The following is a 16073-nucleotide window of genomic DNA, read 5'->3' as shown; positions in this document are numbered from 1 at the left end:
CTCCATGCCCGCGCGGCTCAGGCCGGCAGCGGGCGGGTATCGGGCGTGGCGGTGAAAACCTGCGCCTTGGGCTGACGCGTCAGCCTCAGGGCATTCAACACCACGGTCAACGAACTGATGGACATGCCGACCGCGGCCCACACCGGTGTAATCCAGCCGAGGGCGGCGAACGGCAACATGAGGCCATTGTACAACCCTGCCCACACCAGGTTCTCGACGATCACCCGGCGAGTGCGTCGAGCCAGGTCGAAGGCGTGGATCAGGGCGTCGAGGCGGTTGGACAGCAGCACGGCGTCGGCGCTGGTCTTGGCCAGGTCGGTGGCCGAGCCCATGGCGACACTGATGTCCGCCGCCGCCAGCACGGGCACGTCGTTCACGCCATCGCCGAGCATCAGCACCTTGCGGCCCTGTTGGTGCAATTGCTGCAACACCGCCAGTTTGTCGTCCGGGCGCAGGCCGCCCCGGGCCTCGTCGATGCCCAGCTCGGCGGCGACGCTGGCAACCATCGGCGAACTGTCGCCCGACAGCAGCAGCGTTCGCCAGCCCCGCGCCTTGCAGGCCGCCAGCAGGGCCGGGGCGTCGGCACGCAAGCGGTCATCGAGGACGAACCAGGCCAGCGGCCCGATCTCATCGCCCAACAACAGCCATTGCCCGGCTTCGTCCGGCATCTGCGGTATGGCCGCGCCACTCAGTTCGCAGACAAAACCGGGCTGGCCGATGCGCAGGCGCTGTTCGGCCACGAGGCCTTCCAGCCCCAGCCCCGGGGTGCTTTGCACCTGCTCGGCGGCCATTGGCGCGCGGCCAAAAGCACGGGCGATGGGGTGTTCCGAGCGGTTTTCCAGGGCCGCGGCCAAGCCCAGGCAGTGATCGCTGTCGAGGGTCGCCAGTGGCCGAATGGCGCGCAACGCCAGGCGGCCTTCGGTGAGGGTGCCGGTCTTGTCGAAAATGACCGTGTCGATCTGGTTCAGGCCCTCCAGTACATGGCCGCGCGTCAGCAGCAGGCCAAGTTTGTGCAAGGTGCCGGTGGCTGCGGTGAGGGCGGTCGGCGTGGCGAGGGACAATGCGCAGGGGCAAGTGGCGACCAGCATCGCCAGGACGATCCAGAAGGCCCGCGAGGCATCCAGTTGCCACCACAACAGGCCGATGGCCGCCGCCGCGACGAGGGAGAACAGCAGGAACCACTGGGCGGCGCGATCGGCGATCTCCGCCAATCGCGGTTTCTCGGCCTGGGCCCGCTCCAGCAGGCGAACGATGGCCGACAACCGGGTGTCTTGCCCGAGGGCCAGCACCTCGACGGTCAAGGCGCCTTCGACGTTCAGTGTGCCTGCGGTGACCGCGTCGCCCACCTGCCGAGGTTGGGGCAGGTATTCACCGGTCAGCAGGGATTCGTCGATGCTGGACTGCCCCTCGAGGATTCTGCCGTCAGCTGGCAGGACCGCCCCGGGATGCACCAGCACCCGGTCACCGGTGCGCAATTCGCCGAGCAGGATGCGTTCGCTCTGGCCATCATCCGCCAGGCGCAGGCACGAGGCCGGTAACAGATTGACCAGTTGGGCGGTGGCGGCGGCCGTGCGCTCCCGGGCCCGGCGCTCCAGGTAACGGCCGGCCAGCAGGAAAAGGGCGAACATGCCCACGGCATCGAAGTACAACTCGCCAACGCCAGTGATCGACGTCCAGATCCCGGCAATGTAGGCGCTGCCAATGGCCAGGGACACCGAAACGTCCATGGTCAGGTGGCGGGTGCGCAGGTCGCGCATGGCGCCTTTGAAGAATGGCGCGCAGCTGTAGAACACGATGGGCGTGGTGAGAAACAAGGCGACCCAGCGCAGGATGGTGTGCATCTCGGGGCTCAGGTCGATGTTGAATTCCGGCCAGGTGGCCATCGTCGCCATCATCGCCTGGAACCACAACAGGCCAGCCACGCCCAGCTGGCGCAGGGCCAGGCGGTTTTGTGCGGCGAGTTGCTCGCACGCCTGGTCGGCCTGGTACGGGTGGGCGACGTAGCCGATCTGGCGCAACTCGGCGAGCAGCGTGCTCAGCGGCAACTGGGCGTCGGCCCAGCGCACATGCAGGCGGTGATTGGACAGGTTCAACCGCGCTTCGGCCACGGCCGGCAGGCTGCGTAGCTGTTTTTCGATCAACCAGCCGCAGGCGGCGCAACTGATGCCTTCCATCAACAGGGTGGTTTCGGCCAATTCGCCCTCATGGCGCACGAACGACTGTTGCACGTCAGGGCGATCGTACAGCGCCAGTTCATCGATCAACTGGACGGGCAGGGTCTCGGGATTGGCCGACGCTTCACTGCGATGCAGGTAATAGCTTTCCAGGCCACCGGCGACAATGGCCTCGGCCACCGCCTGGCAGCCCGGGCAGCACAGCTCGCGGGTTTCACCGAGGACAACGGCGGTGAAGCGACTGCCGGGAGGGACGGGCAGGGCGCAGTGGTAGCAGGGCTGGGGAGTGGTCATGGTTGTCGCATGAAGGCCTGGCATGATGGGCTTGCAAGAGGTACACGGGCTGTAGGAGCTGCCGAAGGCTGCGATCTTTCCCCTGGCACTTGAGTCTCAAGCGAAAGATCAAAAATCAAAAGATCGCAGCCTCCGGTAGCTCCTACAGGGCTGTGAGCAGCTTATTTTTTCAGGTCTTCAGCGCCTTGCAGCGGTTCATCACCGAGCAGGATGGCCTGGTCGTGGTTGATCTGTTCTTCTTCGAACAGGCGCCAGGTCTTGTCGTTCTCCACCCCCAGCAATTCGACAAAGCGCCGGCCTTCGACCTTGTCCGTCAACTGGCCGATATAGCGCCCCGGTTCGCTGTCGTTGCGGGTCAGGACGATCTTGCGGTCCTTCTCCGGCTGGGTCGGCGAGATCAGGCTCAGTTCCAGGGTCTGGGGGCGGCTGTTGCCGTTCAGGCGCAGGTTCACTTCGCCGGTCACGTCATCCAGTTGCACGTTGGCATGCAGTTGCAGGGTCTGGGCCAGCAGTTCGCGCTCCAGCGAGCGGTTGATGCCCTTGCCGGCTTCGTAATAGTTGTCGTTGACCAGGTTGTCCGGGTTTTTCACCGCAATGGTCACCATTGTCAGGCTCAGGGTTACCGAACAGCTCAGGATCGCGATGATGATCCACGGCCAGAGGTGCTTGTACCAAGGGCTGGTGGCGGTTGCTGCAGGCATGTTCATTTCTCTCAACGAGTTTGTGGGCCGATGAACCGGCTCTTGGCTTCGACATGTACGCTTTCGTCATCGGCGTCCTTGAGGATGAACGTCACCTCGTTGGTGCTCGATGGCAGTTGCTCCGGTGCGCTGGACAGTTCGAACGGCTGGCTGTAGATCTCGCCGGCCGCGACCTTGATTTCCCGACGGCCTTGCAGCTTGAGGTCGGGCAGGCCGGCGGCGTCCAGGACGTACGTATGGTCGCGCTGGTCCTTGTTCATGATCTTCAGGCTGTAGACGTTCTCAATCCGGCCCTCGGCGTTTTCGCGATACAGCACGCGGTCCTTGCTGACATCGAAACCCACCAGCGAGCGCATGAAGAACGCCGTCACCAACAAGCTGATCATGGCCAGCAGCACCAGGGCATAGCCGATCAGGCGCGGGCGCAGTTTATGGGTTTTCTGCCCCGAGAGGTTGTGTTCGGTGGTGTAGCTGATCAGGCCGCGCGGGTAGTCCATCTTGTCCATGATGCTGTCGCAGGCGTCGATGCAGGCTGCGCAGCCGATGCATTCGATCTGCAGGCCGTCGCGAATGTCGATGCCGGTCGGGCAGACCTGGACGCACATGGTGCAATCGATGCAGTCCCCCAGTCCCAGGGCCTTGTAGTCCACACCTTTCTTGCGCGGGCCACGGCTTTCGCCACGACGCGGGTCGTAGGACACGATCAAGGTGTCCTTGTCGAACATCACGCTTTGGAAGCGCGCGTAAGGGCACATGTAGATGCACACCTGCTCACGCAGCCAGCCGGCATTGCCGTAGGTGGCCAGGGTGAAGAAACCGACCCAGAAATACGACCAGCCATCGGCCTGGCCGGTAAAGAACTCGAACACCAGTTCACGGATCGGCGTGAAGTAACCGACGAAGGTCATGCCGGTGACGAAGCCGATCAGCAACCACAGGCTGTGCTTGGCGAACTTGCGCAGGAATTTGTTGGCGCCCATGGGGGCCTTGTCGAGCTTGATGCGCTGGTTGCGGTCGCCTTCGGTGACTTTTTCGCACCACATGAAGATCCAGGTCCACACGCTTTGTGGGCAGGTGTAGCCGCACCACACCCGTCCGGCATAGACCGTGATGAAGAACAGGCCAAATGCCGCAATGATCAGCATCCCCGACAGCAGGATGAAATCCTGGGGCCAGAACGTCGCACCGAAAATGAAGAACTTGCGTTCCGGCAGGTTCCACCAGACGGCCTGGTGGCCGCCCCAGTTCAACCAGACCGTACCGAAATACAGCAGGAACAGGAACGCTCCGCCAAGCATCCGCAGGTTACGGAACAGGCCAGTGAAGGCGCGGGTGTAGATTTTTTCCCGAGAGGCATACAGGTCGACGCTTTTGTTCGCGTCCTTGGCAGGCGGGGTAACGTCATGTACCGGAATCTGGTTGCTCATCAATTGCATCCCACGGCAGTGGAAAAGTGCCGGGGCCAGTGCGTGCCGACCTCGGTCAGAAAGGGTGTTGCAGTGGCGCAATGATACGCCTGTCGCTCTGGCTCAAGGGTGCGACCTTTGGTCGCGTTGGGCGTCTGCACAGAATGGTGTAGCGGATGTAACAAGTCATGACCCAGATCAATTGACTATTGTAGGAGCTGCCGTCTCAAGCGGGTGGGCTGGATGACCAGGGGTTGAGCACCGCCACGCCGCTGCTCTGGAAATCATTCACGTTGCGGGTGACTACGGTCAGTCCGTGGACCAACGCAGTGGCGGCAATCAGTGCATCGCATTCATTGCTGCGATCCGGAACGTGCAGGCGAGCGCAGCGCAGCGCGACGGCGCGGTCGACCGCCAGGATTCTTCCAGCGAATGCGGGCATGACATGGTTGTCCAGCCATGCGCGCAGGCGGCCGCCTTGCACCGGGTCCTTGCGTTCGAAGCGCAACACGCCGGTTTCCAATTCCAATACGGTAATCGCCGAGAGGTAAAGGCTGGGGGCGGGCACGCCACGCGCCCAGGCCTGTACGTTCTTATCGGCTTGAGGCTTGCGCAGTTCCGAGATGACGTTAGTGTCGAGCAGGTACATCAGGACAGGTCCACCGGTCGAGGAGAGATGACGGCACGTTCGGTATCGAAAGCGATATCCGGCGTGTCGGGCATGACCAGCAACTCGACAATGCTGGTGCCGATGCCGGTCAGTTTCTGGTACTCCTCAATGCTTAGCAGCACATGGGCCGGCTTGCCACGGTCGGTAATGATGACCGGCCCCTGGCGGCTGGCTTTTTTGGCACCACTTGTGTCGTGGTTGAATTCGCGGCTGGAAATAGTGGTGATGGACATGGCGGCGTCCTCGATAGAACTGAATGTAGGCACGTTACTACCACTGCTGGTTACGGGCAAGATAAAACAATTTCGTCCTGTGGCACCGGCAAACGAAAAGGCCCCGTCAACGTTGGTTGACGGGGCCTTGGGTGCATCAGGCGTTGGCTTTACTGGGCGTCAGCCGCAGGTGCCTTTTCGCCGTGAGACAGGCTGTAGACATAGGCGGCCAGCAGGTGGACCTTGTCGTTGCCTTGCAGGTCGGCCTGGGCAGGCATCTGGCCCTGGCGACCGTAGCGGATGGTCTGCTGCAGTTGGGCGAAGCTCGAACCGTAGATGAACGCCCCAGGATGCGTCAGGTCAGGTGCGCCCATGGCGGGCGTGCCCTTGCCGGCAGGACCGTGGCAGGCCACGCAATTGGCCGCGAACAGTTTCTGGCCGTTGGCCGGGTCGGCCTTGGCGCCTTCCGGCAGCTTGCGACCGTGCAGGCTGGTCACCAGGTAGGAAGCCACGTCGGCCACGCCCTGTTCGCCCACCACGGCAGCCCAGCCCGGCATCACGGCGTGACGGCCGCCCATGATGGTGGTCTTGATGGTTTCCGGCTCACCGCCCCAGCGCCAGTCGGCGTCGGTCAGGTTAGGGAAGCCATAGGCACCCTTGGCGTCGGAACCGTGGCAGACCGAGCAGTTGGAGGCGAACAGGCGGCCACCCATCTTCAGGGCTTGCGGGTCCTTGGCGACTTCTTCGATCGGCATGGAGGCGAACTTGGCGAAGATCGGACCGAACTTGGCGTCCGAGCGAGCCATTTCCTTTTCCCACTCGTGAACGCCTGTCCAGCCGGTCTGGCCGTTGGCGAAGGCGGTCTGCTTTTCGTTGTCCAGGTAGTTATAGCCTGGCAGCAGGCCTTTCCAGTTGCCCAGGCCAGGGTAGAGCGCCAGGTAACCGAGGGCGAACACGATGGTGCCCACGAACAACATGAACCACCATTTCGGCAGCGGGTTGTCGTACTCCTCGATCCCGTCGAAGGAGTGGCCAACCGTCTCTTCGGTGGCTTCGCTGCGCTGGCCCTTGCGGGTCGACAGCAGCAGCCAGGTCAGGGCGAAGATCGTACCCAGACTGAGGACTGTGACGTACAGACTCCAGAACGTAGTCATTCTTTGTTACTCCTAGAAGCTTGCTCGACGTGCTTGATGGCCTCGGGATCATCCGCGAACGGCAGCAAGGTCGCGTCGTCAAACTCCGACTTGCGCTTGGGGCTGAACACCCACAAGGCCAGGCCGATAAAGGCCACCATCACGACGACGGTGCCCAGGCCACGAATCATCCCGATATCCATCCAGATCACCGTTTGCTTTTGATGATGGTGCCCAGGCCTTGCAGATAGGCCACCAGCGCGTCCATTTCAGTCTTGCCCTTGACGGCATCCCTGGCACCGGCGATGTCTTCGTCGGTGTAAGGCACGCCCAAGGCCCGCAGGACTTCCATTTTCTTGGCGGTGTCTTTGCCGTCGAGCTTGTTTTCTACGAGGAACGGGTAGGCCGGCATCTTCGACTCAGGCACAACGTTGCGCGGGTTATACAAGTGCGCACGGTGCCAGTCGTCGGAGTAGCGGCCGCCAACGCGGGCCAGGTCCGGACCGGTGCGCTTGGAACCCCACAGGAACGGGTGGTCCCAGACGCTTTCACCGGCGACCGAATAGTGGCCGTAGCGTTCGGTCTCGGCACGGAACGGACGGATCATCTGCGAGTGGCAGCCCACACAGCCGTTGGCGATGTAGATGTCGCGGCCTTCCAGTTCAAGGGCGGTACGCGGCTTCATGCCTTCGACCGGCTTGTTGGTCACGTCCTGGAAGAACAGCGGAACGATCTGGGTCAGGCCGCCGATGCTCACGGCGATGACCATGAAGAAGGCCAGCAGGCCGATATTCTTCTCTACTGCTTCGTGCTTCATCAGTGAGCTCCAACTACGGCGATCTTGGCGGCGGCTTCAGCTTCAGCCGGGTCAGAGGCACGAACGGTGCGGTACACGTTGTAGGCCATGAGCAGCATGCCGCTGGCGAAGAACGCACCACCCAGGGCCCGGACGATATAGCCCGGATGGCTGGCTTGCAGCGCTTCGACGAACGAGTAGGTCAGGGTGCCGTCGTCGTTGATCGCACGCCACATCAGGCCTTGGGTGATGCCGTTGACCCACATCGAGGCGATGTAGAGCACGGTGCCGATGGTCGCGAGCCAGAAGTGCGCGTTGATCAGGCCGGTGCTGTGCATCTGCGCACGACCGAACAGTTTCGGGATCATGTGGTAGATGGCGCCGATGGAAATCATCGCCACCCAGCCGAGCGCACCGGCGTGTACGTGGCCGATGGTCCAGTCGGTGTAGTGGCTCAGGGAGTTGACGGTCTTGATGGCCATCATCGGGCCTTCGAAGGTCGACATGCCGTAGAACGCCAGCGACACCACCAGAAAGCGCAGGATCGGGTCGGTGCGCAGCTTATGCCAGGCACCCGAGAGGGTCATCATGCCGTTGATCATGCCGCCCCAGCTTGGCGCCAGCAGGATGATCGACATCGCCATGCCCAGGGACTGTGCCCAGTCCGGCAGCGCGGTGTAGTGCAGGTGGTGCGGACCGGCCCAGATGTACAGGGTGATCAGCGCCCAGAAGTGGACGATGGACAGGCGATAGGAATAGATCGGACGCTCGGCCTGTTTCGGCACGAAGTAGTACATCATCCCCAGAAAGCCGGTGGTCAGGAAGAAACCCACGGCGTTGTGGCCGTACCACCACTGGATCATCGCGTCGGTCGCGCCCGAATAGGCCGAGTACGACTTGAAGAAGCTGACCGGCAGGGAGGCGTGGTTGACGATGTGCAGCATGGCGGTCACGACGATGAAGGCACCGTAGAACCAGTTACCGACGTAGATGTGCTTGGTCTTGCGCTTGACGATGGTGCCAAAGAACACCAAACCGTAGGTTACCCAGACGATGGCCAGCAGGATAGCCAGGGGCCATTCCAGCTCCGCGTATTCCTTGGTGGTGGTGAAACCCATCGGCAAGGTCACGATCGCACCGACGATGACCGCTTGCCAGCCCCAGAAGGTGAAGGCGGCGAGGCTGTCGGAGATCAGTCGCGTTTGGCAGGTTCGCTGCACGACGTAGTAAGAAGTGGCAAACAACGCACAACCACCGAAGGCGAAGATCACCAGGTTGGTGTGCAGCGGGCGCAGGCGTCCAAATGTCGTCCATGGCAGATCGAAGTTCAACTCCGGCCAGACCAGTTGCGAGGCGATGAAGACACCGAGCCCCATGCCAAGGATCCCCCAGACCACCGTCATGATGGCGAACTGGCGGACTACCTTATAGTTATAAGCAGTCGGACTGATTGCTGTGCTCATTCTAAGGTTCCACGGTTTGGGTGTTTTATTAGGATAAAAATCGGTCGCAAGTATGGAGAAAGCGGGGGGTCATTGCAACGCGCCATGACCTGGGTCAATGCTTTCCAAAGCTGATTCTGCGGCCTTTCCATATGCTGAGTAGGGACAAAATTGGCCCTCGGCAAAATGTCGCAACGAAGGAAAGAGGCGAGGGGGTCAGGTCGGTTGTAACGGGGTGTGTTCGAACACGGCGTTCGGGTGATGCCAGGCAACTGTCGCAACAGCCGGTATTCACCTGCCTTTGCGGCCTTTTTGTCGAACGATTGTCGAACGCATCGGGTCGGGTCGACCTGAAACCGGCAGCCGCCAGCGCACGCAGAGGCAAGCTTAGACCCGATTCCGGGGAACCGAAAGGAAGACGATGGGAGGGTGCGACAATGCGTCGCGCAGGGGCACGAAACAGCCGCATCCAGACGAATGCGGCTGTTCGTGTGGTCAGGATTTAGTCGCTTTTGTGTTCCGCTTGCAGGCGTTCGGCGCGGGCATCTTGGGACAGGCTGTAGACGTAAGCCGCGAGCAGTTGCACCTTGTCATTGCCCAGCAACTCATTCTGCGCCGGCATGTGGCCCTGGCGACCATGGCGAATGGTCTGCTGCAACTGGGCCAGGCTGGTGCCGTAGATGAAACCGGCCGGTTGCGTCAGGTTCGGCGCGCCCATGGCTTCGGTCCCTTGGCCGTTGGCGCCGTGGCAGGCGACGCAAGTGGTGTTGAAGGCTTGCTGGCCGGCTTGCAGATCGGCACCGCTGTCTGCCGGCAAAGGCAGGCCGGCCAGGTCGTGGCGTACGTACGCGGCCACGTTCTTGACCCCGGCGTCCCCCAGCACTTCGCCCCAGGCCGGCATCGCCGCCATGCGGCCGCCCATGATGGTCGCCTTGATGGTGTCGGCGGCGCCACCCCAGCGCCAGTTGCTGTCAGTCAGGTTCGGGAAGCCGAAGGCACCCTTGGCGTCCGAGCCGTGGCAGACCGAGCAGTTGGAGGCGAACAGGCGACCGCCCATTTTCAGTGCCTGCGGGTCCTTGGCGACTTCTTCCACGGGCATGGCGGCGAACTTGGCGAAGATCGGCCCGAACCTGGCGTCGGCCTTGGCCATTTCCTTTTCCCATTCATGGGCGCCGGTCCAGCCGTTCTCGTAGCCGGGCAGGATGCCTTTCCAGTTGCCCAGGCCCGGATACAGGACCAGGTAACCGACGGAAAACACCAGGGTGCCGGCGAACAACAGGAACCACCACTGCGGCAGCGGGTTGTCGTACTCCTCGATGCCGTCGAAGCTGTGGCCCATGGTCTGGTCGACGCTGCCCTTGGTCTCGCCCTTGCGGGTGCCGATCAGCAGCCAGGTCAGGCCGATCAGGCTGCCGATGGTCAGTACGCAGATCCACGTACTCCAGAAGGTGGTCATGGCCGGGTACTCCTTGTCGCAGGGTCTTGGGGGGTGATGTCGGCGGGCGGTTCGTCGGCGAACGGCAGCAGGCGCGCCTGGGCGAATTCCGGGCCGCGCTTGCTGCTGAATACCCACAGGGTCAGGCCGATGAAGGCGATGAACACCACGACGGTGCCCAGGCCACGGATCATTCCAGTGCTCATTTCAAAGAACATCAGGCTCACCTCTTGCTCTTGATGGCAGTGCCGAGCACTTGCAGGTAGGCCACCAGCGCGTCCATTTCGGTCTTGCCCTTGAGCGAGGCCACGCTGCCGGCGATGTCGTCGTCGGTGTACGGCACGCCGAGGGTGCGCATGGCGCGCAGCTTGCCTTCGGTGTGGCTGCTGTCCACCGCCTGGGCTACCAGCCATGGGTAGGCCGGCATTTTCGACTCGGGCACGACGTTGCGGGGGTTGTACAGGTGGGCGCGGTGCCAGTCATCGGAGTAGCGCGCGCCGACCCGTGCCAGGTCCGGCCCGGTACGCTTGGAGCCCCACAGGAATGGGTGGTCCCAGACGCTTTCGCCGGCGACGGAGTAGTGGCCGTAGCGCTCGGTCTCGGCGCGGAACGGACGGATCATCTGCGAGTGGCAGCCGACGCAGCCTTCACGGATGTAGATGTCGCGGCCTTCCAGTTGCAGGGCGGTGTAGGGCTTCATGCCGTCCACCGGTTTGTTGGTCACGTCCTGGAAGAACAGCGGCACGATCTGGGTCAGGCCACCAATGCTCACGGCCAGGACCATCAGCAGCATCAGCAGGCCGACGTTTTTTTCGATTGTTTCGTGTTTCATGGTGGACTCCTCAGGCCATCTGCGCGGCAGCGGCGGCTTCGGCAGGCTGGTAGGCCCGCACGGTGCGCCAGGTGTTGTAGGCCATCAGCAGCATGCCGAGAAGGAAGATCGACCCACCCGCCAGCCGCACGACGAAGCCTGGGTGGCTGGCCACCAGGGTTTCGACGAAGGAGTAGGTGAGGGTGCCGTCTTCGTTCACCGCGCGCCACATCAGGCCCTGGGCGATGCCGTTGACCCACATCGAGGCGATGTACAGCACGGTGCCGATGGTCGCGAGCCAGAAGTGCGCGTTGATCAGGCCGATGCTGTGCATCTGTGGCCGGCCGAAGACTTTCGGGATCATGTGGTACAACGCACCGATGGAAATCATCGCCACCCAGCCGAGCGCACCGGCATGCACGTGGCCGATGGTCCAGTCGGTGTAGTGGGAGAGGGCGTTGACGGTCTTGATCGCCATCATCGGACCTTCGAAGGTCGACATGCCATAGAACGCCAGCGATACCACCAAGAAGCGCAGGATCGGGTCGCTGCGCAACTTATGCCAGGCACCCGAGAGGGTCATCATGCCGTTGATCATGCCGCCCCAGCTGGGTGCCAGCAGGATCAGCGACATCACCATGCCCAGGGACTGTGCCCAGTCCGGCAGCGCGGTGTAGTGCAGGTGGTGCGGACCGGCCCAGATGTACAGGGTGATCAACGCCCAGAAGTGCACGATGGACAAGCGATAGGAGTACACCGGGCGCTCGGCCTGCTTGGGCACGAAGTAGTACATCATCCCCAGGAAGCCTGCGGTGAGGAAAAAGCCCACGGCGTTGTGGCCGTACCACCATTGCACCATCGCATCCGTGGCCCCGGCGTACACCGAGTAGGATTTGGTGAAGCTCACCGGCAGTTCCAGGTTGTTGACGATGTGCAGGATCGCCACGGTGAGGATGAACGCGCCGAAGAACCAGTTACCGACGTAGATGTGCTTGGTGTTGCGCTTGGCCACGGTGCCGAAGAACACGATGGCGTAGGCCACCCAGACGATGGTGATCAGAATATCGATCGGCCATTCCAGTTCGGCGTATTCCTTGGAACTGGTGTAGCCCAGTGGCAGGCTGATGGCCGCCAAAAGAATCACCAGTTGCCAGCCCCAGAAGCAGAACGCGGCGATTTTTGGCGCGAACAGCTGGGTCTGGCAGGTGCGTTGCACCGAATAAAACGAGCTGGCGAACAGGGCGCAGCCCCCAAAAGCGAAGATGACTGCGTTGGTGTGCAGCGGGCGCAGGCGGCCGAAGCTGGTCCAGGGCAAGTCGAAATTGAGCTGAGGCCAGACCAATTGGGCGGCGAGAAAAACCCCGAGCCCCATGCCGACGATGCCCCACACCACCGTCATAATGGCGAATTGGCGGACCACCTTGTAGTTGTAGGCGGTACTGATAGAAGTGTTCATGGTTCCCCATCCACGGTTCAGCCGAAGTGAGCGCCTGCGCAAGGCAGTGCGGCGTTCTTCGCCTGGAGTTATAGGCAGACTAAAAGCGAGGCAAGCATGGACAAACAGCACAAGGCCAGTATTGACGGGGATCAATGGGCGCGGTGCGTGGCCGAACACGGTTGGCTATGGACGGCCGCGCAAACGGACGTGGGCGTCGTCTCGCCCACCCTGATCCTGGCCCATGGTGCGGGTGCGCCGATGGACAGCGGCTTCATGGAGGAAATGGCCGCACGCCTTGCCGCGCACGGCGTCAACGTGTTGCGCTTCGAGTTTCCCTACATGGCGCAACGGCGCCTGGACGGTGGCAAACGCCCACCCAATCCAGCTCCCAGGTTGCTGGAATGCTGGCGTGAGGTGTACGCCACGGTGCGGCCTTATGTCGCTGGGCGGCTGGCTATCGGCGGTAAATCCATGGGTGGGCGGATGGCGAGTCTGCTGGCTGATGAACTGAGCGCGGATGCGCTGGTGTGCCTGGGGTATCCGTTCTACGCAGCAGGCAAGCCGGAGAAGCCGCGGGTCGAGCACTTGGCGACATTGAAGACCCGGACCTTGATCGTCCAGGGCGAGCGCGATGCGTTAGGCAATCGGGAGGCGGTGCGGGGCTATACCTTGTCACCGAGCATTGAGGTGTCGTGGTTGGTGGCGGGGGATCATGACCTCAAGCCGCTGAAGGCGTCGGGGTTCAGTCATGAGCAGCATCTGGAGGCGGCGGCGGGCAAGGTGGCTGCGTTTCTTCATTGAGCGCTTTTTTGATTGTCAGGGCCTCATCGCGAGCAAGGGGTTGTGAACGCCACAAATCCACTGTGGGAGCGAGCTTGCTCGCGATGGCGTCTGCTCAGGCAATAAAAAACCCGGAAGCGTTCGCTGTCCGGGTTTTCAGTTTGCCAATGGAAGTCAGCGGTTAAATCGCTCCACCAACGAATACTGCGAATTCGCCGTGCGGGTCAGCTCTTCGCTCAGCAGCGCCGAGCTGTGGGCCTGGCCGGAGGTCTGGTCGGCCAGTTCCGAGATGTTGCTGATGTTGCGGCTGATCTCCTCGGCCACCGAGCTTTGCTCCTCGGTGGCGGCGGCGATCTGGGTGGTCATGTCGGTGATGTTGGCCACCGCTTCGCTGATGCCCACCAATGCCTGGTCCGCTTCCATCACCCGCGCCACGCCTTCTTCGGCCTGGCGGTGGCCGGCCTCCATGGTTTGCACGGCATTGTTGGCGGTTTGCTGGAGCTTGGCGATCAGGGCATGGATCTGCCCGGTGGATTCGCTGGTGCGTTGCGCCAGTTGGCGTACTTCGTCGGCCACCACGGCAAAGCCGCGCCCCATCTCACCGGCACGGGCCGCTTCAATGGCGGCGTTGAGGGCCAGCAGGTTGGTCTGGTCGGCGATGCCTTTGATCACGTCGACCACGCCACCGATCTCGTCGCTGTCCTTGGCCAGCTGAGTCACGGTGTTGCCGGTCTCGCCGACCACCACCGACAGCCGCTCGATGGCTTCGCGGGTTTCCCCGGCGATGTCGCGGCCGCGGCTGGTCAGGCGATTGGCTTCCTGGGTGGCATCGGCGGTGCGCTGCACGTGACTGGCGACTTCCTGGGTCGTTGCCGCCATCTGGTTGACGGCCGTGGCGACCTGTTCGGTTTCCACCCGCTGGCGCTCAAGGCCGCTGGAGCTGTCATGGGCCAACGTGTTGGACTGGCGGGCCTGGTCGTTAAGGTGCTCGGCGGTGTCCTGCAGGCGCGTCAGGCAGGTTTTCAGGCGCGCTTGCTGGCTGAGGATCGACATTTCCAGGCGAGCCTGGACGCCGCGGCTGTCGGTGTACATCCGGGCGATCAGCGGGTCGGAGGTGGTTTGCTCGGCCAGGCGCAGCAGGCGCTTGATCCCGCGTTGTTGCCATTGCAGGCCCATCAGCCCCAAGGGCACCGACAGCAGGGCGGCCAGGGCAAAGCCCCAGTGGGAATTCAGGAAGGCGCCGACGACGAAACTGAGTTGGCTGACCAGGATAAACGGCAGCCAGTCCTGCAGCATCGGCAACCATTTGTCGCTGGCCGGAATCGCGGACTTGCCCTGGTTGATGCGCTGATACAGGGCTTCGGCGCGGGCGATCTGCTCGGCGGAGGGTTTGACCCGCACCGACTCGTAGCCGACCACCTGGTTGCCCTCGAACACGGGCGTGACATAGGCGTTGACCCAGTAATGGTCACCGCTCTTGCAGCGATTCTTGACGATGCCCATCCATGGCAAGCCTTGTTTCAGCGTGCCCCACATGTGCGCGAACACGGCGGATGGCACATCGGGATGGCGCACGAGATTGTGCGGCGAACGAATCAGTTCTTCCTTTGAAAACCCACTGATTTCAACGAACGCGTCGTTGCAATAGGTGATCACGCCCTTGGCGTCGGTGGTAGAAATCAATCGTTGCTGGGCCGGGAAGGTCCTTTCGCGTTGTGTGACGGGTTGGTTGTTACGCATGGTGGTGTAGATCCGCAAGGCTTTGAAAGGTTGTCGGCGCCGTCAGGTTTTAGTTGAAGTTATTTTTGCCTGTCGCTATCACGCCAGCATCGGGTAGGTAAAGAGGGCGAAATGAAGCAGGTTGAGCAGGAAATGCGTGGCAATCGCCGCGCCCAGGCCGCCAAATCGATAAGCGAGACCGTAGCCAACCCCCGCCAGGCCGGACAGCAGCACCCATTGCCAACCCGCGCCCGCATGCACAAGGCCGAACAGCAGCGAAGCCAGGAGCAACGCCAGGTTGTCGCCCTGGCGCAGGTGTTTGAAGCGTCGGCTCAAGCCACCCTGAATGTAGCCACGAAACAGCGCTTCCTCCACCAGCGTGACCAATAAAAGATTATTAAGTACCCACATCCAGGCATGGTCCGGCCATTTCGGCGCCCAGTGGATCATGCCCAGCAGCATGGCCCCGCCGAGGGCCAGCACCGCGCTCAGCGCCAGGCCCAGCGCCGTGGCCTGGACCGACAGGTGCAATGAGCGCCGACCGACGATCCAGGGGCAGGCCAGCAACAGCCAGAAGCCGATCAATGGCTTGTCCTGGTTCAGGTACATGGCGAAGCGTGCCGCATCATCGGTGAGGCGCTGCGCCGGGATGGCCCGGCCGTTGAAGAAACCTGGCATCCAGTGCATCGCCAGGGCCAAGGCCATCACCAGGAACAGGACGTGCCCGAGAAACCGGCCCAATGGCATTTCCCGCTGGCGCACCGCGTAACCGGCAAATAGCAGCAGCGCGACGGAAATACCGGCCGTCCAGGCCAGTTGGCCGTAAGCCAGGGCCAGGCCATAGCCGATGGAAAGAAGGGCCAGGTAAGGCCAGGGCAGAGCGGGCATATAACATCCTTTTAGGCAGTGAAGCTTTGGGCGAACATAGCCGCCGCGTCTACGACGCCGCTATGTCGCGTAAAGAGCACATTTGCGTCCATTCAGATTCATGCGCAGGAGGGACAAGCAGTTGGCTGACGCGGTTGCGTGAGTGCCGGAGGGATTATAGGCGGGCTCATACAA

At 62.4% G+C, this 16073-nt stretch carries 16 protein-coding genes; 1 reads left to right on the top strand and 15 read right to left on the bottom strand.

The genetic code is table 11. The features are described 5' to 3' along the window. Positions 1-17: 17 nt before the first annotated feature. The 13 genes from BLQ55_RS05020 to ccoN (BLQ55_RS04960) all read right to left on the bottom strand — a co-directional run bounded on the left by BLQ55_RS05020 (position 18) and on the right by ccoN (BLQ55_RS04960) (position 12530). The gene (locus tag BLQ55_RS05020; protein ID WP_092252716.1) at positions 18-2468 is read right to left on the bottom strand and encodes a heavy metal translocating P-type ATPase; all 2451 of its coding nucleotides are present in this window, start codon (positions 2466-2468) and stop codon (positions 18-20) included. Positions 2469-2629: 161 nt separating this feature from the next. Further along, complete coding sequence (locus tag BLQ55_RS05015; RefSeq protein WP_092253024.1) at positions 2630-3169, bottom strand: FixH family protein; 540 nt, start codon at positions 3167-3169, stop codon at positions 2630-2632. An 11-nt stretch (positions 3170-3180) separates the two neighbouring features. Next, on the bottom strand, positions 3181-4596 hold the full coding sequence (gene ccoG / locus BLQ55_RS05010; RefSeq protein WP_092252714.1) for a cytochrome c oxidase accessory protein CcoG: 1416 nt from the start codon (positions 4594-4596) through the stop codon (positions 3181-3183). A gap of 205 nt (positions 4597-4801) precedes the next feature. After that, on the bottom strand, positions 4802-5224 hold the full coding sequence (locus tag BLQ55_RS05005; RefSeq protein ID WP_092252712.1) for a type II toxin-antitoxin system VapC family toxin: 423 nt from the start codon (positions 5222-5224) through the stop codon (positions 4802-4804). After that, complete coding sequence (locus BLQ55_RS05000; RefSeq protein WP_092197389.1) at positions 5224-5478, bottom strand: type II toxin-antitoxin system Phd/YefM family antitoxin; 255 nt, start codon at positions 5476-5478, stop codon at positions 5224-5226. The genes BLQ55_RS05005 and BLQ55_RS05000 overlap by 1 nt, the downstream gene beginning before the upstream one ends. 149 nt (positions 5479-5627) lie before the next feature. After that, a complete protein-coding gene (gene ccoP, locus BLQ55_RS04995; protein WP_092197387.1) occupies positions 5628-6611 on the bottom strand; it encodes a cytochrome-c oxidase, cbb3-type subunit III in 984 nt (327 codons plus the stop codon). After that, the gene (locus BLQ55_RS04990) at positions 6608-6793 is read right to left on the bottom strand and encodes a CcoQ/FixQ family Cbb3-type cytochrome c oxidase assembly chaperone (protein WP_003183474.1); all 186 of its coding nucleotides are present in this window, start codon (positions 6791-6793) and stop codon (positions 6608-6610) included. The genes ccoP (BLQ55_RS04995) and BLQ55_RS04990 overlap by 4 nt, the downstream gene beginning before the upstream one ends. A 5-nt stretch (positions 6794-6798) precedes the next feature. Next, on the bottom strand, positions 6799-7407 hold the full coding sequence (gene ccoO / locus BLQ55_RS04985) for a cytochrome-c oxidase, cbb3-type subunit II (protein ID WP_092197385.1): 609 nt from the start codon (positions 7405-7407) through the stop codon (positions 6799-6801). Next, positions 7407-8849 carry a cytochrome-c oxidase, cbb3-type subunit I gene (gene ccoN, locus BLQ55_RS04980; protein ID WP_092197383.1) on the bottom strand — a complete coding sequence of 481 codons (1443 nt, stop codon included), beginning with the start codon at positions 8847-8849 and terminating at the stop codon, positions 7407-7409. Before ccoN (BLQ55_RS04980) ends, ccoO (BLQ55_RS04985) begins: the two co-directional genes overlap by 1 nt. A gap of 481 nt (positions 8850-9330) precedes the next feature. Continuing rightward, positions 9331-10284, bottom strand: a complete 954-nt coding sequence (gene ccoP / locus BLQ55_RS04975; protein ID WP_092197381.1) for a cytochrome-c oxidase, cbb3-type subunit III — start codon at positions 10282-10284, stop codon at positions 9331-9333. Further along, positions 10281-10481, bottom strand: coding sequence for a cbb3-type cytochrome oxidase subunit 3 (locus BLQ55_RS04970; RefSeq protein ID WP_060743060.1), 201 nt, complete (start codon positions 10479-10481; stop codon positions 10281-10283). Before BLQ55_RS04970 ends, ccoP (BLQ55_RS04975) begins: the two co-directional genes overlap by 4 nt. Before the next feature lie 5 nt (positions 10482-10486). After that, on the bottom strand, positions 10487-11095 hold the full coding sequence (gene ccoO / locus BLQ55_RS04965; protein WP_053120686.1) for a cytochrome-c oxidase, cbb3-type subunit II: 609 nt from the start codon (positions 11093-11095) through the stop codon (positions 10487-10489). A gap of 10 nt (positions 11096-11105) precedes the next feature. Further along, on the bottom strand, positions 11106-12530 hold the full coding sequence (gene ccoN / locus BLQ55_RS04960; RefSeq protein ID WP_092197379.1) for a cytochrome-c oxidase, cbb3-type subunit I: 1425 nt from the start codon (positions 12528-12530) through the stop codon (positions 11106-11108). A gap of 96 nt (positions 12531-12626) precedes the next feature. Between ccoN (BLQ55_RS04960) and BLQ55_RS04955 the strand changes: the two genes are divergently transcribed. Beyond that, positions 12627-13313, top strand: coding sequence for an alpha/beta family hydrolase (locus BLQ55_RS04955; protein ID WP_092252710.1), 687 nt, complete (start codon positions 12627-12629; stop codon positions 13311-13313). Between the two features lie 153 nt (positions 13314-13466). Here the strand turns inward: BLQ55_RS04955 and BLQ55_RS04950 are convergent, their stop codons facing one another. Together BLQ55_RS04950 and BLQ55_RS04945 are read right to left on the bottom strand one after the other, a co-directional pair. After that, on the bottom strand, positions 13467-15032 hold the full coding sequence (locus BLQ55_RS04950; RefSeq protein ID WP_092252708.1) for a methyl-accepting chemotaxis protein: 1566 nt from the start codon (positions 15030-15032) through the stop codon (positions 13467-13469). A gap of 78 nt (positions 15033-15110) precedes the next feature. Then, the gene (locus tag BLQ55_RS04945) at positions 15111-15899 is read right to left on the bottom strand and encodes a CPBP family intramembrane glutamic endopeptidase (protein WP_092252706.1); all 789 of its coding nucleotides are present in this window, start codon (positions 15897-15899) and stop codon (positions 15111-15113) included. Positions 15900-16073: the final 174 nt, after the last annotated feature.

Origin of the sequence: Pseudomonas sp. NFACC13-1, from assembly GCF_900104425.1 — a bacterium.
Lineage (GTDB): Bacteria > Pseudomonadota > Gammaproteobacteria > Pseudomonadales > Pseudomonadaceae > Aquipseudomonas > Aquipseudomonas fluorescens_AA.
The sequence above is the reverse complement of the archived record's forward strand: the minus strand, read 5'-3'. Positions and strand labels throughout refer to the sequence as shown.